A 21605-nucleotide genomic window follows, 5' to 3' on the forward strand; every position below is an offset into this window, starting at 1 on the left:
ATATCTCTATATATACTTTCAGGATGAATCCCTCATCATTCAAAGTCTTGATCCTCAATTGAAAAATCTATGCTGACGTAGTGAGGACGTATGTCGGAAACGTATTGTAGAGGCTGAAGTGTATTCGCTTTTGCAGAGTTGGTTGGAGGTTGTTGGTATTTTCATGTAAACGTTTGAATTGATACAAAAATGACGTTTACACACTTTTTCATTAAACCCAAATAAACCATGATGCTACAAGTTTTACTGAGGAGAACATTGTTTCTGTTATTGCTGCTGGGCCTTGTACAGGCGAACGCTCAAAGCCGTCTTCGGGCGGATGGAACACGTATTGTAAATGCTTCCAACCAGGAAGTAATTTTAAAAGGAGTTGGATTGGGAGGATGGCTTTTGCAAGAAGGCTATATGTTAAATCCGAATAGCGGAGGAACACAAGGATCGTTTAAGAAAAGACTTTACGATCAGGGCCAAACTGAAGCACAGGTAGAAGCTTTCTATCAAAGTTGGCGTGATAACTTTATTACCCAAGCTGATATTAACTGGATCGCTGATCAGGGATTCAATTGCGTGCGTATCCCTATGCACTACGATTTATTTTTAACGGCTGCACAGCGAACAGCACGAAACAACGTGATTCGAAATTCCGGAAACTATACAAACTATATAAATTCATTGACCACGTGGTATAATAACAATCAGCTTTTCGTTGATCCTAACCTGGAAGGATTCAGAACGCTTGAAAACTGCTTGAACTGGTGTGCTGCACGCGGCATGTATGTCATTGTAGACTTGCACGCTGCTCCTGGAGCACAGGGAACAGATTCAAATATATCGGATGCTCTTGTCGGTAATGATCTCTGGAACAGAACAATTTTTCAGGACATGACCGTTCGGCTGTGGGAAAAGATTGTGTCCCGGTATATAAATAACAACACAGTTGCTTTTTGGGACTTGATCAACGAGCCGAATAACGTTCCTCAAAATCAAAGTATACATGCACTTACGAATCGTCTTATCAATGCTATACGTGCTTTAGGTGATACACATTTAATTATGGTGGAAGGAAATGGCTGGGGAAATAATTATGATTACCTGGAGCCCTATACGTTCACGAACAACTCTAACTTGGTATACAACGCGCACCGCTACTGGATTGCGGAAGGAGATGACTATATCCGTGATGGAAATCCCAACCAGATTAACCGACTTATAAATCTGACTGAATTCCGAACGCGACATAATGTACCCGTATGGGTTGGTGAGACCGGAGAGAACTCGGATGAATGGCTCCGGCAAAATGTAGACAAGTTAAATGCAAATGGTATAGGTTGGGCTCACTGGACATACAAGCGAACAAGTTCTTCTGCGAATGCAGCACTACGAAGAATTGTAGGGCCTCCTTATCTCACCGATGGTGTATCGGCGATGAGTGGTGTATTGAATAATATAAAGTTTGCAAACACCGTAGTGAATTCCGGGCCGTTAGCGGCTGTTGATCCGAGGCGCGGAAGTTCTTCATCCTGCTCGGGTAATTATACTTCTGTACCGGCAACCATTCAGGCAGAAGGATATTGTTCAATGAGTGGTATACAAACCGAGACCACTACCGATACAGGCGGTGGCCAAAATATAGGGTATACCGATGCTGGTGATTGGCTGGGTTTTCGGATTAATGTGCCGACAGCGGGTACCTATACCGTTGAGTATCGTGTGGCGAGCCAGAGTGGCGGTGGTGCTATACGTCTCGAACAGTTTGGCGGCACTGCCGTGTATGGAACAATCAATGTGCCGGCCACAGGCGGCTGGCAAACCTGGCAGACTATATCGCATACTGTTCAACTGCCGGCTGGATCGCAAGAGGTAGGTATAGCAATTACTGCCGGAGGATTTAACCTCAACTGGTTTCGGGTAACGGGCAATAGTACATCTGCACCTATAGGACAAACCATCTGGCTTCGCGGCATCAACAACCTCTATGTGAGCGGAGAGAACGGAACAACAGCAATGAACTGCAATCGTCCATCGCCTGGAACCTGGGAACAATTTACTGTAGTGGATGCTGGTGCGGGTAAGATTGCGTTGCGCAGCATGAGTAAATATGTTTCATCCGAGAATGGAGTTGCTGCCATTACGTGTAGTCGTACCACCATAGGTGATTGGGAGAAATTTGACTGGGTGGTAAATCCTGATGGTAAAGTATCCTTTCGGGGAAATAATGGAAGATATATATCTTCTGAAAACGGTGCAGCTGCCATGACGTGTTCGCGAACCACTATATCAGGATGGGAGGCCTTTAGTTATGGTACCGGTTCAGGTGCACGTTCAGCTGCTCCGGAAACTGATACATCGGCACCGGCCGCGGAAACAGATGGTCTTGATATATATCCGAATCCATCGTCGGGTATATTTACCATACGCGTTTCGAAGCCAGGTACAATAAGTATTATCACAACATCCGGAAAGACCATTCTGAAGTCGGAGGTGAAGGATGTACTGCCTGTAAATAAACTTTCATCCGGAATATATATTGTACGAATGAAAACCAACACGCGGATTGTAACGAAGAAAATTGTGGTGGAGTAAAACGTCAGTTATACCAGTAATTCAAAAAAGTGTCAGGTAGAGTGCCTGACACTTTTAATTTTGCGGACGTTAAAAGTTTAGAATAAAATCCTGGAGATTTTTATTTCGATCGAGCTGTATCTTTTTCCGTAACCTATACCGACTGATTTCCACGCCACGAACGGAGATGTTAAGCAACTGCGCTATTTCCTTCGAGGATAAGTTCATGCGCAAATAGGCACTTAGTTTTATTTCCTGCGGACTTAAGGTAGGAAACGCTGCTTTAAAGCGATTCGTAAAATCACCATGAACGCGATCGAAGTGAAATTGAAAATGTTCCCAGTCAGCATCTGCAGAAATATTCTGCTCAATGTTGCGAGTGATTTGTGTCAGTTCTTTTTTTACATCTTCATTTCCGTTTTTCTTGAGTATATGCGCAAGCTGGTTTTTGATTCCGGTTATAAATTCATTCTTGTTCAGCAGATGCATAGTGGATGTGGCCAGTTCGTTATTCATGTGTTGAAGTTCCGATTCCAGCTTTTCATTTTGAAGCCGCGTTATTTCTTCATGCGACTGCTGCGAAAGCTTTTCCAACGCGGTATCTTTTTGGTTTAGTTCTTCCTGCTGCTTTTGCTCCAATAGTTTTTGCTCCCGCTGATATTTGCGGTCCAGTAAATTGAAGCCTGTAAACAGAAGCGCAATGATGGAAATGCCATACACCGAATATGCCCAGACGGAACGATACCAGGGTGGAAGTATAGTAAATGTGTACGTTGCTTCACGACTGATCTCGCCATTTACATTGCGGGCGTGTACATGGAATATATAGTTGCCTTCTTTTAGATTGGTATATTCCTTCAATGTTTTGGTATTCCATTCCGACCAATCTTTTTCGTAGTTCTCCAGGTAGTATTGATACGTGAGATCTGCGTTTCCTTCATAAGATGTAGCCGCAAATGTAAAATGCATAGAGTTACTTTTGTAAGGTAACTCCGGTTGATATTCCAGCTGTTGTTCTCCGGTGATGGAATCATGCACGCTATAATTTCCAAAAAACAGGGTAGAGTCACCGTTGTACGTGGTGCCCACTTTCCGAATCAGCGTCTGGAAGATCAGGGTGCGGTCTGCTTTCATCGTGGGATCATAGTGAATGAAACCATCCTTGGCTCCGAAGAGCACTTCGTTATTCTGAAGAATAGCTATACTGACCAAGTCATCATTAAGATACTTTCTGATCTTGTTGAAGACATTTTCTTCCAATATATATTCTCCCAATGAATTCTTCCGGAACACACCAATGTGATTTTTACTGATGAAATATATATTCCCCATGGCGTCTTCCCGTATAAACCAAACCTGATCCGTTTTACCGAGGCGTGTCGAAAAGAAATCATCCGGTATAAATCGATCAGCTTTCGGATCATATTTGTAAACACCACTGGAACTGGTAAAGAGTAATTCATTCCGCACTTTAAAAACGTTGATCAGTAAATTTGAAGGGAATCCTTTATCCTCGCCATAAAATTTAACACCGGTGATGCTGTCGAGAGTCGTGCTCAATTTAATTTTATAGGCGCCTTTATAGCCATGCGTAACCCACAGATCGCCAGATGGATCTTGCGCCATAACCCGCGAGGACTCTTCGAAGCCGCGCAATTTTTTTCGGAACTTCCATTGGCCGTTTACCATATCATATACTTGCAATCCCGCATATACACCTTCGATCAATGTAGCAGGATGATCCTTCAAAGGATGGAAGATCCAGGAGCCTGGTTCGTAGGAGAGATGCGCCGCACCAGGCTCTTGCAGACGAAGCGCACCATTGTGATGACCGATCAGTAAATTATTTGCATACTCACCGATGTGATATACCTGGCCCCGTGTATTGTCGATCAGTTTAAAATCTGACTTTCCATTCTTCTCACGCATATATACTCCGGTATTCGTACCGAGATATAGCTTGGCGTTGTGCAGGTAAGCGGTATACCCTGATCCGGGCAGACCGATCTGTTTGTTAATGAATGTGAAGGGAGAACCTAACTCAACATACGCTAGCCCGTTGTTTTGTCCTACCCATAAATTGTTGAGATCATCTTCGTATACGCTAAGTACGGTGGTAGTCTCTATACCGCGGCCGCTGGTGAACTGTGTGAGTATAGCGCCATCCGGATCCAGTATCAGTAATCCGTTGTTCTGCGTACCTACAGCAAAGTTCCCGTTTCGTAACCGGATCACACAGTTTACGATCGATCCCTTGAGGAAAGCCTGCAAGTCTTCCCGCCAAGGCTGAGATATACCTTCACTATATTTATAGATACCTTCCTGGAAAGTTGCAATCAGTAAATGATTGTCATGAAGCGGTAATACGGCAGCAATACTCTTTCCTTTATAAAAATCACCGCCTTTTATAAAACGTATATCCTTGCCTTCCAAAACTCCCAGCCCAACCGAAGGTTGGTTAACATAGAGTTGACGATTAACCAAAAACGAATGGTCGATGGCGTTTGAAGGCTGGATGATCGTGAACGTATGTTGATCGTACACATATATATTAGTGAACGTACAGAAATACACTTTGTCGTTGTCAATGTAGACGCTCCAGGTCTCATCAAAATTCCTGAATTTCTTTTCAAGACTATCGGCCAGTGATATGTAGGTGAGCTGACCGCGGTCGTTCGGAAAGAAATAACCGAAGTCACCTTGGCCACCAGCATAAATCCGTCCGCGGCTATCAATGGCCACACTCCGGACCTTCGTTCCGTTTTTAACGCCGTACACTTGCCATTGGTCTCCGTCAAATTCCAGCAACCCAAAATTGTTGGCGATGTAAACCAGCCCTTGCCGGTTTTGCGCGATGTCCCAGTTCTGAATGCCGGCTTTGTATTCTATGGGCTGGAAATTTCGCGTAAAGGGAAGTCCGGAAAGTGAGGACTGTGCAAACACCTGCATGGCCGGAAGAAGCAGAATCCCGGCAAGGAAAATTGAAGTGAGCCAGCGCATCCGGAAAGGTGAGGTCCTGTTCATGATGAGGTTAAGGAGCATTGATGTTGTGTCAAATCTAATTACCAAATCGTTTGAAATCCACTGAAATTAATGTTTCTGCTTTGTTGATGTAGTTTTGATGTAGCCTTAACGGCCCACCTGATGTAGTATTGTTGGGGTCAGAATATTGAATTCCGCATCGATCCTTGCAAAGTTTGTCACAGCACTCAAACGTTTTCGGTTTGAATCTATCCGCAAACAAGTGCACTACTTAACCAAATTATTTTTAACGCATGAAAACAAAACTACTGGCGCTCTTAATGACGCTGTCACTGGTCGGATACGGCCAAAGCCTCTTAAAAGGGCGCGTGACAGATGAAAATGATCAGGCACTCCCAGGCGTGAACGTCCTTATTAAAGGAACATCGCAGGGAACAGTGACGGATGCAAATGGTGAATACTCTTTAAATAGTGTAACTCCTGATGCCATTGTGGTACTCAGCTTTATTGGATATACGCCTCAGGAAGTTGCTGTAGGCGGAAGGACTACGGTCGATATCAAGCTTGTGCCGGATACCAAAACCTTGGAAGAAGTTGTTGTGATTGGATATGGAACAACCACCGTGAAAGAGCTCACGGGATCCGTATCCGTTGTAAATGGTGAGCAACTTACTGCGCTGAACCCCGTGCGCATAGATCAGGCGTTGCAAGGTCAGGCGGCCGGTGTTCAGATTTCTTCGGCTTCCGGTTCTCCGGGAGGTGCGTTGAACATCCGCATCCGCGGGCTCTCAACGAATGGTGATAACAATCCACTGATACTGGTGGATGGTGTTCCGTATTCTTCCGATGGATTAAATGCATTGAATCCATCTGATGTTGAATCGATCAACGTATTGAAAGATGCTTCAGCCGGTATATATGGTGTACGCGCAGCGAACGGTGTGATCATTGTAACGACCAAGCAAGGAAGAAAAAACACAAAGCCAAGCCTTGAGTTTAGCGGATACTATGGTGTTCAACAAACAACAAAAAAACTCAACCTACTTACGGCTCGTGAGTTTGCTATATTAAAAAACGAAGCGTTTGCAGCCGGTGGACAAGCACCTCCTTTTTTAAATGCTAATGTTGGTAATGGTACTGATTGGCAAGATGAAGTATTTCAAAATGCTCCGATCCAGAACTATAATTTGAATTTAAATGGTGGTTCTGAAAAAAGTACATACTCCATAGGTGGTTCATTTCTGAATCAGGAAGGCATAGTAGGCGGTACAAAGGCAGGCTATAGACGCTACAATGCGCGGTTGAATTTTACTACAGAGCTTGCTCCCAAAGTAACGTTGCAAAGCGTTATGCTCTATACAAATGAGAGGAGAAAGACGCTTGCTGAGAATGGTATATCTTCCGTTCTGTTCAATACTATAAATGCTTCTCCGGTAGCAACACCGTATACCAGTTCTGGCGATTATGCATTCCTCGAAGACGTTGCTGAAGTGATTAACCCGTTGGCACAGATCTCCAACACCTTTAATGAGTCGAACGTAAACAAGATCGTAGGAAAAGAAGAGCTTACCTATAAGATCAACAATAATTTTGAACTATCAGGTCGTGCAGGATATAACTATGCGATTGTAGACGATAAGACGTTTAGCCCGCTGGTATATTACGGATCAGGCAAAGCACAGAATACAGCGTTGAACGCAGCCCTCGATCCACGCACTACTGAAATCGCCACGGGTGTAAGTATACCTATATATAATAACGTTACAGAAACACGCACCTCATATTTTAACTATAACCTGGAAGCGTTCCTCAATTATAACAGAACATTCCAGGAATTTCACAAAGTGAAAGCTACACTTGGTGCATCGGTATTCGCGGATGTAAACAAGAGCCTTACCGGTACAGGATATAATGTGCCCTATAATTCAAATGACTTCGCAGATATATCTGCAACAGATGGTACCAATTTATTGAACAGTACATCTTCGTGGCAGAATGAAAGCAGACTGCAATCATATTTCGCTCGTGCTGAATACGGATATGGAAGTAAATATCTTTTATCAGCGCTTATCCGCAGAGACGGTTCTTCAAACTTCGGTAAGAATAATCGCTTTGGTTATTTCCCGGCAGTATCTGCAGCGTGGGTAGTATCAGAAGAATCATTCTTCAATACCGGCCTCATCGAATTTATGAAAGTGAGAGCGAGCTACGGTGTTTCCGGTAACGACAAGATCGGCTTGTTCCGCTATAGAGCATTGCTTGGAGGCGAAGGTGTATATCCATTCAATAACCAACTCGTGAATGGTGTAGCCATTGGTACATTGGGTAACCAGGATCTGAAATGGGAAACTACAAAGCAAACCAACTTTGGTATAGATCTGAATTTACTGAATGGTAAAGTAGAGATCACTACGGACTACTATATAAAGAAAACAAACGACCTGCTGTTCCAGCCAGATATATCTGCTATATCAGGAGCGTATGGTGCAGGAAGCAGCCCGCCATGGGTTAACGGTGGTGATGTTCAGAACTCAGGCTTCGAGTTTTTAATCAACTACAACGATGTTATAGGAGACGACTTCCGCTTTAACATCGGTTACAACCTTACTACTATACGCAACAAGGTAACGGCGTTGCCTGCAGGTGTTGACTTCTATGAATTTGGTGCTTTCGGTGTGGGCGGTGGAACGGCTACACGTATGCAGGTAGGATACCCAATGGGATATTTCTTCGGCTATAAAACAGATGGCGTATACCAATCAGCGCAGGAAGTTACGGAACGTGGGATAACACAAGCCGGTGCGCAAGCCGGTGATCTTCGCTTTGTTGATAATGATAATAGTGGAACAATCAACTTCAGCAATGATAGCGATAAGACTATAATTGGTTCTCCGATTCCGGATGTGATCATGGGAATAAATGTGGGCATGAGCTTCAAGGGAATAGATTTCTCGGCCACACTATATGCATCTATTGGCAATGATATACTTCGTAACTACGAGCGTCAACAGCCTTTGGCAAATTTACTGTCCTATAAAATGGAGCGTTGGACAGGCCCGGGTTCCACCAATGAAAACCCACGGTTGACAACAGCTGCCAACAACAACGGTGTAATCTCCGATTACTTTGTTGAAGACGGGTCATTCGCAAGAATCAAGAATATACAATTGGGCTATACCTTGCCGGGTACATTAACCGATAAAATAGGTGCGCGTAAGCTGCGTGTATATGTAGCCGTAAACAACCTGGCAACCTTTACGAAGTATAGAGGATACGATCCGGATTTCTCAACATCCAGTCCAGTCGTTTCGGGTATAGACTATGGTTTCTATCCACAGGCAAAAACGTTTATGGCAGGTTTAAATCTTAATTTCTAAACCATGAAGAATTTCTTTAAAACATCAATATTAATTGCAGCGATTACCTCGATGTCGTTGAGCTGCGATAACTATGTAGACATTGATCCTGAGTATTCAATCGATGCAGATAACTTCTTTAAGAGTGCCAGCGATTATGAACGCGCCCTTACCGGTGCATACGACCTGATGCAGACATCCTATCTTGATATCTGGATCGGCGAGATCGCTTCAGATAATTCTATAGCAGGTGGTGAAAGTGTTACGGATAGCGAAGGACTTCACCAAATCGATGCGATGACACACGGTGGTGTAAGCAACGAGTTACGAAGCATTTTCCGTTGGATGTATACCGGTATCACACGCGTAAACTATATCTACGAGAATAAAGACAAACTGGAATTTGAAGGTAAAGAAAGAATTCTGGCAGAAGCTGCATTTCTTCGCGCGTATTATTACTTTGAACTTGTAAAATTCTTTGGCGATGTACCGTTGATCATCGACAAGCGACTTTCATCAAGTGAAATTGCTTCACAGCAACGTACACCTGCAGCAGAAGTATATGCACAGATTGAAAAAGATCTGACCGCTGCGGCTGAGACACTTGCGTGGACAACTACTGTAAAAGGAAGAATCACGAAAGGTGCAGCTTTGGCATTACTCGGAAAAGTATATCTATACCAGAATAAATTCACAGAATCAGCAGAAGTATTGGATCGCGTGATCAACGAAGGTCCTTATGAATTGTTCAGTGATTTCAGCACACTTTTCAGAGTCGTGAATGAAGGCAATAGCGAAACAGTATTCGATATTGAATATGTAGGTATAGAAGGCGGAGGGTATGGATGCTTTGTTTGCCTCGAAGGTTTTGCGGCCGTGGGTTTTCATGGAATCCGTGGATACGAAGGCCCTATATACCGTGATGGTAACAGCTATAATTTACCGACACAGGATTTGGTAAATGAATTTGAAACAGGTGATCCAAGACTCGCAGCTTCGATCCTGGATATAGAGGCTTTTAAAAATAGTCAGGAAGATCCTGCTTCCGTAAAATATGTTATTGGTGGTGGTGGTCATACCGGCTTCTATAATAATAAATATATCAAGCGTGCCGATGAGCTAGGTGCTGGTGATGATGATCTTACCAGTCCAGTGAATCATAAGGTGATTCGCTATGCAGACGTATTGCTGATGGCGGCAGAAGCACACAACCGTAAAGCATCTCCCAACGATGCGTTGGCCAGACAATATCTGAATGAAGTAAGAGACCGTGTTGATATGGATCCGGTAAATCTTTCAGGCGCAGCATTGACGCAAGCTATATATCATGAGCGCAGAGTTGAGTTTGCAGGCGAAGGCCTTCACTTCTTTGACCTCGTGCGCACAGGCAGAGCAGCGACTGAGATTCAGGGATTTCAGACGGGTAAGAATGAGTTGTTCCCGCTTCCACAAGACGAGATTGACTTGGCCGGAGCAGGATGGATTCAAAATGATGGTTATTAATACAGACCTTTGAAAATATAGTTATGAAGAAATTAATATATAACATTCTGTGGATACTGAGTATACAAGTATTCCTGTTTGCCTGTAAGGAAGACGATGCCGAGCTCGGGCAGGTACCGACCGAAGCGGATGCAGCCTTCACATTTTCACCCAGCACTGAAAATGACAACATCTTAAATTTCACAGCTACATCTTCTGCTTTTTTAAAGAAGTGGGACTTTGGCAATGGTACAACGGCTCAAGGTGATAACGTAAAAGGTACTTTTCCAGTGAAAGGTACGTATGATGTTACACTTACAGTGTATACGGCCGGTGGGAGTATATCTTATTCCCAAACTGTAGACATTGCGGAAACAGACCCAACATTATTGGATATACCGGTATATAATATGTTAACGGGTGGCAATAGTGCTCCGGGCGGAAAGACATGGGTAGTGGACGCCCTCAAAGCGGCACACCTTGGATTAGGTCCCGTTGAGTCTAGCGCCCCGGATTGGTATAAGGCCGGTGCTAATGAAAAGGAGGGTGCGGGTTTGTATGATGATAAATATACTTTCAAGCTTGCAGCTTTCTCCTATACGCAAACTACAAATGGCGATGTATTCATCAATACACAACAGGCCAGTAATTTTCCAGGTTCATACGCGAATAAAGGTGATTTCACTGCTCCGTTCACGGCACCAACGGATTTGACATGGTCAGTTTCTGAAACGAATGGAAAACAATTCCTGAATATCTCTACCGGAGGATTCATTGGTTATTATACAGGAACAACAACATATGAAATCCTGGTCATTGAAGAGAACCAACTTTTCCTTCGCTATACGGATGCTGCGAATGCCGCTTTTGCATGGTATCTTCGCCTGATACCGGAGGGGTATACCGAACCTGTTGATCCACCAGAGTATAAAATCGAAGATATATATCAGAATTTTGATGGCACCGGCAACTTTACCTTTGTGAACAATGGTAATGGATCGATCGTAACGTACGATAACCCCGCGCCTGTACCCATTAACGAATCTGCAAAAGTTGGAAAGTATACGAAGGCCAATGGGCCCGAGGGTGAATACGCTAACGTACAAGTAGAGCTGGATTACAAAATGGATATCCGTACACGGCATGTATTCAAATTGAAAGTGTTTATTCCAAGCTATAATGATTATACCACTACAGGAGGTGAATCATGGCAGACGTATAATACACTGCAAAAACAAGTTTCTGTAAAATTACAGAACTCGGAACTGGGTGGGAACGCATATACAACGCAGGCAGAGGTGATTCAGAAAAACCTGCAAACCGATAAATGGCTTGAACTGACATTCGACTTCAGTGCATTTGCTGCACGCGAGGATTTCGATAAAGTAGTGGTACAGATTGGCGGAGAAGCAATCTTTACAGGTGGTATCTTCTTCATAGACGATTTCTCATTATTGCCAGAGTAAGCTGGGTATACTATCCTGGAGAATGAATTTGTTCTCCAGGATATTTTTAAACATTGAAAAGTAGATCAAATGATAAAAAGACTGAAAGCATCATTCACATATATACTCATCGCTATGGTGGTATGTATGGGGTGTGGAGGAGATAATGAAGATCAGCAGTTAACATTGCCATCGAATCTTCAGGTGAGTGTTACCGTAAGTGACAACGGCTCAGGGCTTGTATCGGTTGCTGCATCGGCCACTAATGTTAACTTTTATACTATATATTTCGGTGAAAGTACTTCGGAAACACCTTTGAAAGTGACCGATGGTAAAGCAACGCATACCTATGCATCATCCGGAACGTACACAGTGTTGGTTCAGGCACACGTTACAAACTCAGATTTTGTTTCACAGACGAAGCAGGTGACTGTTGTCGTTGGATCGAATAGTGGTGAGGTTATCATTCCCACTACAGGTTATAGCACACCGGAAACCTATAATGGTATGACCCTGGTATGGCGAGATGAGTTTGACGGAGCAACGCTCAATACAACGGACTGGACACACGAAATCGGAAACGGCACGAACGGTTGGGGAAATAATGAATTGCAATACTATCGCCCCGAAAATACTACCGTAAAAGATGGTCATCTGATTATCACGGCCAAGAAGGAATCGTTTCAAGGCAGTAACTATACATCGTCACGCATTATCACAAATGGAAAGAAAACATTCAAGTATGGCAGAGTGGACATTCGTGCAGCCTTGCCAAAAGGACAAGGTATATGGCCTGCACTGTGGATGTTAGGCGAGAATATAAATACGGTAAGCTGGCCGAAGTGCGGTGAGATTGATATTATGGAATTGGTAGGTGGCACAGGTAAAGATAATACAGTATATGGTACAGTCCATTGGGATGAAGGTGGCAACCATGCTGATTATGGTAAATCCTATAAATTGAGCAGTGGAATTTTTAACGATCAATTTCATGTATTCTCAATTGTCTGGACAGCTTCAAAAATTACCTGGTATGTAGATGATGTACAATTCAATGTTATCGATACCACACCAGCAGGACTAAGTGAGTTTCAAGAGAAATTCTTCTTTATCTTTAATGTAGCTGTAGGAGGAAAATGGCCCGGAAATCCGGATGCGTCCACATCTTTTCCTCAACACATGGTTGTAGACTATATCCGGATATTTCAATAGCCGGATCAAATAAAAACTATATGTCTTTATCCGATTGCCTATATAGGTATAAGTAAAGACTCATTTTAACCATAATACTATGCGTTTGATTTTAACCTTATCAGTTTGCCTGCTGCTATTAGTGTCAGCAAGTAAAAGCAGACGGAAACTTGTCTGGAGTGATGAGTTCGAATATACCGGTGCCCCGGATACAACTAAATGGTCCTATGATATAGGTGACAAAGATGGCTGGGGAAATAATGAGCAACAATACTATACGAAAGAATCTAAGAACGTACGCGTAGAAAACGGGCAGCTCATCCTTGAAGCGCATCGTGATTCTTTAGGAAATAAACCCTATACATCTTCACGCATTATTTCAAAGAAAAAAGGTGATTGGAAGTATGCTCGCATTGAGGTAAAAGCGAAGTTACCAAAAGGTAAAGGAACCTGGCCCGCTATATGGATGCTGTCTACCGATTGGAAATATGGTGGATGGCCGGCAAGCGGAGAAGTCGATATCATGGAGCATGTAGGATATGACCCTGGCGTTATCCATGGTACAATTCATACGGAAGCCTATAATCACATTAAACAAACGCAGAAGGAAGGCAAGATTACTATACCAGATGCACAGGATGCGTTTCATGTATATGCCGTTGATTGGAGTGAGAATAAAATGGATTTTCTCATAGACAATAGAGTATATCATTCCGTGCCCCGCAATCCGAAGGATGACTACAAAGGATGGCCATTCGATCAACCCTTTTACCTCATCATGAATATTGCAGTTGGTGGAAACTGGGGTGGAAAAGAAGGTATAGATCCAAACATCTGGCCGCAGCGCATGGTGGTAGATTATGTGCGTGTTTATCAGTAGCGCGTTACGTACTTTGAGCTACGAGCTGTGAGTTACGGATTACGAATTCTCTGTACCTAATTAGGATAGACTTTTGGACATAGGAGCGAGGTTCACGAGCTATACATATAGGTATATAGATTACTAATCAGCAGGCAGGAGAAGCTGCCTGTAAATTCACAGCTCAAAGCTTATGATTTAAAAAGCTATAGATCTTAAAACCCAATTGAATTTCCTCCATCCACCGGTATCACCGTGCCGGTAATAAATGCAGATGCATCGGAGGCGAGGAAGAATGCAGTGTTTGCTATATCTTCAGGTATACCGAGTTTGCCCATGGGGGTTCGCTTTAATACACGATCTTTTCTTTCCGGATCGTTGTTGAGTGCTGTGGCCGACATCTTTGTCGCTATAAAACCGGGTGCTATACAATTGACGCGAATGCCTGCCGGTGAAAGTTCAACAGCCATGGCGCGCGTCATTCCTTCTATAGCACTTTTGGATGCTGTATAGGCAATCACTTTGGGTATACCGTACTGCGATGCCATTGAACTGATGTTGATAATAGAGCCATGAGATTGTGTTGACATGATTTTCGCGACTTCACGGCTTATTGCAAATACACCCAACACATTGGTTTGAAGTATATTTTGGAATTCTTCATCCGTAACGTCTATCAAATCTTTTTTTAGATTGATTCCGGCATTGTTCACCAATACATCAATAGTTCCATACGTCTCCTGTATATACTTTACTTTTTGCGGAATCAGTGAAAGATCGTTCATATCGAAAGGTAGCGGTATACATAGGTCTCCAAGCTCTTTTGCTGCATGATTTAACTTATCTTCATTGCGTCCGGTGATGATGGTGCGAATGTTTTGCTGAACAAATTTAAGGGCAATCGCTAGGCCAAGACCAGAGCCCCCGCCCGTTACGATAGCAATTTTAGCTGTAGTTGTGTTCATGAATGTTATTGGGATGTATGAATAACCACCTCTACCACTTCGGTTTTATACCCGGTGCAAATGGAAATTCAAGGCTTTGATAATAATCTAGTGATTGATCCGGTTTGGGTAACCCGGTAGGTATATCTCTTTTAGAGAAAGTCTGAAAGTATAGTACACACGCATTCCGCCACCAGATTGCTTCCTGGTATTGGATGGCAAGCAGTGCTTTAACCTGCTGATATCTTTCTTCATCGATATGATTATGTATAGAATCCCATTGTTGTTGTATCCACTGCACAGAATCTGCACCGGCATAATAATGATGGCAGAGTTCATCCCACAACGTTCTTCCTGATTTCATACGATGATTCCACCCGACATGATTGAACCACAATAGATATTCTTCAGGACAATCAGCCGGTGTGCTATATATCTTTTGCACTTCGGGTGTATATTGTAGTAACGCCTTGCTGCCAGTAGCTGTACGGTTGAATCCTATACCGAGACTGTCTGCCTGGTGGTAATATACCGATGTCCAATCCGCGCGTGGCTTGTCTTTGATCCATGGCCCCGGGCCGTAGTGATGATTCCATCCCATAATGTGATGTAACCCCAAGGGTGTCATATAGCGTACTGTTACTTCGCGTGAAGCGAGCATAACATTTTTCAATGTGCTGACTACATTTTCGTTATTGGAAAACGTAGCGCGGATCCATTCTTCAGCAATGGTTTCAGAAGACAGCGATGGGTTCCACGCTAATCTTCCTAAGGCATACCAGTTTGCTTGTGCAAAAGGATGGCCCGTCCAGTTACGATCATTGCCAATGTTAGCAACTCCGGCTATACCCGTGAGCGTATGATTTTCAAGGGAACCGTCAATTACACGTGAGACTGTCGAGCCTTTGCCTTTCGCATAGGTATCAGCATCGAGACATTCTTTAAACAGCGGAGCAAGATATACCAGGTGCGTTGCAAAGCCGAGATACTCTTGTGTAAGTTGAAACTCCATCATGAGCGGAGTTTTCGGCATAGCGCCAAAGAGTGGATGAAAAGGTTCGCGGGGTTGAAAATCAATAGGGCCGTTCTTTACTTGTACCAATACATTTTTTTCAAAAGTGCCGTCCAATGGTTTGAATTCGTTGTAAGCTTGCTTTGCACGGTCTTCCGGAACTTCATTGCTATATACAAAAGCGCGCCACATAACGATACCGTTGTGAGGTGCAAGTGCCTTGGCCAGAACATTCGCACCATCCGCATGATTGCGATCATAATTCTGTGGACCAGGCTGTCCTTCTGAGTTGGCCTTTACCAGGAAACCACCAAAGTCCGGTATATAGGTATATATTTCATCAACCTTCTTTTTCCACCATGCCTGTACGGCACTGTCCAATGGATCAGCCGTGGTGAGCCCACCGATTTCTACCGGTGCGCTAAACCGCGCTGTCAGGTATACTTTAATGCCGTACGGCCGGAATACATTTGCGAGGGCTGCTACTTTTTTCAGATAGGGCACTGTTAAAACTTGTGCATTTGCATTCACGTTTGTAAGTACAGTACCATTTATACCAATGGATGCATTGGCGCGCGCATACGCTATATACCGAGGATCAATATAGTCAGGGAGCTTATGCCAATCCCACAAAGAAAAACCAGCATAACCGCGCTCAACCGTTCGGTCGAGATTGTCCCAATGATTCAGGAGGCGATGACCGATAGCCGGTTTACTTACAACGGATAGTTTTTCAATAGACTGTTGTGTTTGGAGCAGCCGTATAAAATGAAATGTACCATATAATACACCTATATCATGGTTGGCTGCGATCACGGTACAAGGCTTATTCTTTATAACAACGCTAAAAATTACGAAGCCTTCCTTACCCAAAGCTTTTAGTTTTTCAGATATACCCAGCGATGAAATGATGGACGAAGAGGAAGCGGTTCCCAAAACTATAGCGCCCGGCTGAATAGTTTTAGTAACCGGGATTGTTGTTTGCAGAAGTCCCTGTAAAGCCAGTTGAAGTTCCTTTTGAGCGATCACAAATGTCGCTGATTCTTTTTCCAGTAACACTGAAGTAGCAAGCGATTGATATTTTTTTGCAACCGCTACTGTTGTGATCTTATCGTACCGCATCCAAAGCCGATAACCATCTTCGCTATATACAACGGAAGCGCTGGTGCAAAACAGTGCTATCAGGAACACGCGAAGGAAATATCGGGTAAAAATCATATTATATAGAGGGGCTTTAAATGTATTACGAATCGGCTCCTTTTCGTTGAGACGACTCACGTACGATCAGGTTATGATGAAGCACAATCGTATTGAGACTTGTGCCTTCTTTTGTATCCAGTTTCCGGATCAGCGTAGCAGCGGCAAGTTCGCCCATTTCCTGTCCGGGGTAATTCATTGTGGTGAGATTCGGCTCGATCACCTTCGATAAAGGATCGTTGTTGAATCCGGCAACGGTAATTTGTTCCGGTATTTTTATACCAGCCTGCTTCAGTGTACGAATGCAGCTTACGGCAGTTGTATCGTTGGCAGCAAATATACCATCCGGTAGTTCGTCCATCTCTAGTATACGTTGCGTTGCTTCAGCGCCAGCCTGCTCGCTCAGGTTGCAGAAGAAAATGAGTTTCTCGTCATATAGTATACCATGATCTGCCAATGCATCGCGATAGCCTCTCAACCGGTCAGCGTATACATTTCGTTTGATGCTTGCAGTAATGTGCGCGATGCGTTTACTTCCTTGCCGGATGAGGTGACTGGTAATTTCATATCCCGCTTTATAGTTGTCGATTACAATGCTGGTACATTGTGGATGATCGAAAACACGATCAAAGAAAATGAGCGGTATACCTTTATTCAGGAACAGATCGAAGTGATCTATATTTTCTGAATCGTACGCAAGCGAAACAAGTAAACCGTCAACGCGACTATTATATAGAGTCTTGATGTTGGCAAGCTCTTTTTCTTTTGACTCTGTTGATTGACTGATGATCAAATTGTATCCCGCAGCGTTCGCCACCTTTTCCATACCCGCGATCACGGCCGACATAAAATAACTGTTCAATCTGGGTACAATCACACCAATCGTATTACTTCTGCTTCGTCTGAGATTACTGGCAAAAAGATTTTGCTGATAACCCATCTCCTTGGCCTTATCAAAAATTCTTTTGCGCGTATCCTTCCGTATAGTCGGATGATCTTTTAATCCGCGGCTTATCGTAGCGGGCGAGAGGTCCAGCGCCTCAGCTATATCATATATAGTTATTTCCTTTTGAGTACTCATGAGGTTTTAAGCAGACTATTTTGAAGAGCGCAAATTATAATTACTAATTGGTTCAAACTCATTCTCATAACCTAAACATCCGGACTTACTAATTAAATCGGTTGCACTGCAATTATCTGCATTATTAATTTAAAATGCATGTTCTTTAAATAAATATTTGCAATCGGTTGTATTTTTTAATTCAATCTCACACCTTAGTCATAACATTGATGATTTCCAGGCGGCTACATTCTTTTGAGGGATAATTCGAATGGTTAAGGCAGTTTCATTGCTGGATAAACATTAACCGGGCAAGTTGTTAAGCTTGCAAACTATACATTCACCTTTACGCATGACTATATATTGGGTTGCCACAGTCAAAAGATGAACAGTGGTCATTTATGGGAGGTCTGATCATACAAACTGCGGCAATGGAATTGTTGTGACGTTTACGTCCAATCTCACCGATGCACCTTTAGCTGGTATAGCATATATTGATGAAGGAAAGTATATGATGGACAATGGACACCTGGCAGAAGAATGAATGGTGATCAAAGTCATCAGGGGCGACACTTGCGCTTTGCGGTAGGCGAGTGTGGAATTCAGAAATTAAAGTTATATGCGTATAAGTAAGACTTTAAGGTTGAAAGGTATATACCTCGTCTATATGATCCTCCTGTTGTCAGGCGGAAGTGTCGTGTCAGTATATACCGTAAACGCGCAGGCATCCTATATCACCACAAAAAAGACGGCAAAGAATTTTGTCCTGGCCTTTTCTGGAAAGACGGCACCGGTATATGTAAGTGATTCTGATTATCCTGGTGTTATTCGTGCCGTGCGCAATCTTCAGGTTGATATAAAGAACGTTTCTGGTGCGAACGTAACGCTACTTGACGATAAAGCGCCATCGGCCAAGGAGATTGTCATCATCGGAACAATCGGGAAGAGTATCTTAATTGATAAACTCATAAGCACACAGAAATTGAATGTTGCAGCTATAGCTGGCAAATGGGAAACGTTTCTTATCCAGGTTGTAGAGAAACCAATGAAAGGTGTAGATCAGGCATTGGTTATAGCGGGAAGCGACAAGCGTGGCACGATCTTCGGCATTTATGATTTATCAAAGCAGATCGGTGTATCACCCTGGCATTGGTGGGCGGACGTTCCTCCCAGAAGGAGTAGCAGTCTGTATGTTTTACCAGGGCGATATATACAAGGCGAACCACCAGTAAAATATAGAGGTATATTTCTCAATGATGAAGAACCTGCATTGGGCCGCTGGGCGGTGGAGAAGTATGGCGGCTTTAACCATGTCTTCTATGAAAAGGTTTTTGAGTTGATTTTGCGGATGAAAGGCAATTATCTCTGGCCTGCGATGTGGTGGGCAAGTTTCAATAGTGATGATCCGCTTAATCCTATACTCGCAGACGAATATGGAATCGTGATGGGCACAACGCATCATGAACCGATGATGCGTGCACATGCAGAATGGAGGAAGAGCGGAACCGGCCCTTGGAATTATGAAAAGAATGAAGCTGTACTGCAGCAATTTTGGAAAGAAGGTATTCAACGGATGGCCTCCCGGGAAAGTATTATATCGCTCGGTATGCGTGGTGATGGTGATATGGCGATGAGTGACGATACAAATATAGCCTTGCTCGAAAAAATCGTAAAAGACCAGCGCGCTATAATTCAGTCGGTAACCGGCAAGGAACCAACTGCTACACCACAGCTATGGGCACTCTATAAAGAAGTGCAGGACTACTACGATAAAGGCATGCGCGTGCCGGATGATGTAACGTTACTCTTGTGTGATGATAATTGGGGCAACATCCGAAAGCTTCCCAAACCCGGAGACAAACCACGAGCAGGTGGATATGGTATATATTATCACTTTGATTATGTAGGCGGGCCTCGAAACTATAAATGGCTCAACACAAATCAGATTGAACGTACATGGGAACAAATGAATCTCGCATACCAGTATGGCGCCAATCAAATCTGGATTGTAAATGTTGGCGATATAAAACCTATGGAATTTCCGATCGAGTTCTTCCTGGACTATGCATGGAACCCAAAGCTATGGAACCAGGACAACCTGGATGCCTATGTATACTTATGGGCAGAACGGCAATTCGGTAGCGAGCATGCTGCTGCTATAGCTTCCATTCTCACAGACTATACACGGTATAATGCACGCAGGAAACCGGAGTTGTTATCACCAGAAACCTATAGCATCATTCATTACCGGGAGGCCGAGAGAGTGGTAGAAGAGTATAACAAGTTGTTGAAAGAAGCGGAACGTATCGATGAAGCAATGCCTGCTGAGTATAAAGATGCTTTTTATCAGCTTGTATTGCACCCCGTAAAAGCATCAGCTGTTTTGAATGAGCTTTATGTAACAGTAGCGAAGAATCGCTGGTACGCAACACAAGGTCGCGCAGGGACCAACGGACTGGCTGAGCGCGCGAAGATATTGTATCAGCAGGATTCTGTATTGTCGCATTATTACAATAAGGAGATGGCAAGTGGTAAATGGAATCATATGATGGACCAGACGCACATCGGGTATACCGGGTGGCAACAACCTGAGAAGAACGTGATGCCAACAGTAAAAACGATTACACTCCCGGTAGCAGCTTCCCTCGGCGTTGCTATAGATGGTTCAGATTCATGGTGGCCGCAGGAAAGGAAGCAAGCCGTTCTCCCGGTGTTTGATGCGCTTCATCAGCAATTCTATTATATAGATATATTCAATCGTGGACAAACGTTTTTTGATTTTAAGATTCAGGCCACTGCACCCTATATAACGTTGAGTACTAAAGGCGGTCGTGTCAATAATGAGCAGCGTGTATGGATTTTGGTGAATTGGAAAAATGTACCCCCCGGCAAGCACCAGGTTCCTATTACAATAACCGGTGCAAAAAGTAGTATCACGGTTATGGCCATCATTGACAATATAAAGCCAAAGATAACGCAGCCTAAAACTTTTGTTGAGAGTAACGGGTATATTTCTATTGAAGCAGAGCACTATGCCCGCGCTATACCATCTCAGCGCGTACAATGGAAGACGATACCGAACCTGGGAAGAACGCTTTCAGCGGTAACAACTTTTCCGGTAACTGAAAAGTCCGAGCCGATCACCTCTTCAAGTCCTCGTCTGGAGTACGGAGTATATTTAGCAGACAGTGGCAGTGTAAATCTTAAAGTATACTTGTCACCAACCCTGAATTTTCACAATACCACCGGGCTTCGTTTTGGTGTCTCATTCGATGATGAAACTCCACAGATCATAAACCTTCATGAAGATAAGTCGCTCAAGGCGTGGGAGCAATGGGTAAGTGATAACGTGATCGTAAAAGTATCGAGACATAGCTTGCAACGACAAGGTTACCACACACTGAAGTTCTGGCGCATCGACCCGGGAGTAGTGTTACAAAAAATCGTCATCGAAACAAAAGAGACTAAACCCAGTTATCTGGGGCCACCGGAAAGTTACTACTTGAAAAAATAGA

13 protein-coding genes are annotated in these 21605 nt (G+C 43.5%); 9 read left to right on the plus strand and 4 right to left on the minus strand.

The annotated features are described in order from the left end of the window. Positions 1-228: 228 nt before the first annotated feature. Entirely contained in the window at positions 229-2583 is a 2355-nt protein-coding gene (locus B5Y40_RS28855; RefSeq protein ID WP_079690368.1) for a carbohydrate-binding protein, read from the plus strand. Positions 2584-2652: 69 nt separating this feature from the next. Here the strand turns inward: B5Y40_RS28855 and B5Y40_RS28860 are convergent, their stop codons facing one another. Next, positions 2653-5586: a ligand-binding sensor domain-containing protein gene (locus B5Y40_RS28860; RefSeq protein ID WP_159453838.1), complete on the minus strand. Its 2934-nt coding sequence runs from the start codon at positions 5584-5586 to the stop codon at positions 2653-2655. Positions 5587-5837: 251 nt separating this feature from the next. On the opposite strand from B5Y40_RS28860, the gene B5Y40_RS28865 reads away from it, so the two are divergent. The 5 genes from B5Y40_RS28865 to B5Y40_RS28885 all read left to right on the plus strand — a co-directional run bounded on the left by B5Y40_RS28865 (position 5838) and on the right by B5Y40_RS28885 (position 13898). Continuing rightward, positions 5838-8921 (plus strand): SusC/RagA family TonB-linked outer membrane protein, encoded by a 3084-nt coding sequence (locus B5Y40_RS28865; protein ID WP_079690369.1) that lies wholly within the window; start codon positions 5838-5840, stop codon positions 8919-8921. Positions 8922-8924: 3 nt separating this feature from the next. After that, positions 8925-10403 carry a RagB/SusD family nutrient uptake outer membrane protein gene (locus tag B5Y40_RS28870; RefSeq protein ID WP_079690370.1) on the plus strand — a complete coding sequence of 493 codons (1479 nt, stop codon included), beginning with the start codon at positions 8925-8927 and terminating at the stop codon, positions 10401-10403. Between the two features lie 23 nt (positions 10404-10426). Continuing rightward, positions 10427-11848, plus strand: a complete 1422-nt coding sequence (locus tag B5Y40_RS28875; protein WP_079690371.1) for a PKD domain-containing protein — start codon at positions 10427-10429, stop codon at positions 11846-11848. Positions 11849-11917: 69 nt separating this feature from the next. Beyond that, positions 11918-13039 (plus strand): family 16 glycosylhydrolase, encoded by a 1122-nt coding sequence (locus B5Y40_RS28880; protein ID WP_079690372.1) that lies wholly within the window; start codon positions 11918-11920, stop codon positions 13037-13039. A 79-nt stretch (positions 13040-13118) separates the two neighbouring features. Further along, positions 13119-13898, plus strand: a complete 780-nt coding sequence (locus tag B5Y40_RS28885; RefSeq protein WP_079690373.1) for a glycoside hydrolase family 16 protein — start codon at positions 13119-13121, stop codon at positions 13896-13898. Between the two features lie 194 nt (positions 13899-14092). Here the strand turns inward: B5Y40_RS28885 and B5Y40_RS28890 are convergent, their stop codons facing one another. The 3 genes from B5Y40_RS28890 to B5Y40_RS28900 are packed head-to-tail and all read right to left on the minus strand — an operon-like array spanning position 14093 to position 18111. Continuing rightward, positions 14093-14842: an SDR family NAD(P)-dependent oxidoreductase gene (locus B5Y40_RS28890; protein ID WP_079690374.1), complete on the minus strand. Its 750-nt coding sequence runs from the start codon at positions 14840-14842 to the stop codon at positions 14093-14095. 31 nt (positions 14843-14873) lie between these two features. After that, a complete protein-coding gene (locus B5Y40_RS28895) occupies positions 14874-17051 on the minus strand; it encodes an alpha-glucuronidase family glycosyl hydrolase (protein WP_079690375.1) in 2178 nt (725 codons plus the stop codon). A 25-nt stretch (positions 17052-17076) separates the two neighbouring features. Then, complete coding sequence (locus B5Y40_RS28900) at positions 17077-18111, minus strand: LacI family DNA-binding transcriptional regulator (RefSeq protein ID WP_079690376.1); 1035 nt, start codon at positions 18109-18111, stop codon at positions 17077-17079. Between the two features lie 370 nt (positions 18112-18481). Here B5Y40_RS28900 and B5Y40_RS29740 point away from each other — a divergent pair, with 370 nt between their 5' ends. From B5Y40_RS29740 to B5Y40_RS28905, 3 genes are read left to right on the plus strand one after another with little or no spacing between them, the layout of a single operon-like run. Next, a complete protein-coding gene (locus B5Y40_RS29740) occupies positions 18482-18634 on the plus strand; it encodes a hypothetical protein (RefSeq protein ID WP_159453839.1) in 153 nt (50 codons plus the stop codon). After that, positions 18631-18723 carry a hypothetical protein gene (locus B5Y40_RS30160; RefSeq protein ID WP_394333200.1) on the plus strand — a complete coding sequence of 31 codons (93 nt, stop codon included), beginning with the start codon at positions 18631-18633 and terminating at the stop codon, positions 18721-18723. The genes B5Y40_RS29740 and B5Y40_RS30160 overlap by 4 nt, the downstream gene beginning before the upstream one ends. 34 nt (positions 18724-18757) lie before the next feature. Continuing rightward, the gene (locus B5Y40_RS28905; RefSeq protein WP_221409005.1) at positions 18758-21604 is read left to right on the plus strand and encodes a glycosyl hydrolase 115 family protein; all 2847 of its coding nucleotides are present in this window, start codon (positions 18758-18760) and stop codon (positions 21602-21604) included. Position 21605: the final 1 nt, after the last annotated feature.

Source organism: Ohtaekwangia koreensis, from assembly GCF_900167975.1.
Classification (GTDB): domain Bacteria; phylum Bacteroidota; class Bacteroidia; order Cytophagales; family Cyclobacteriaceae; genus Ohtaekwangia; species Ohtaekwangia koreensis.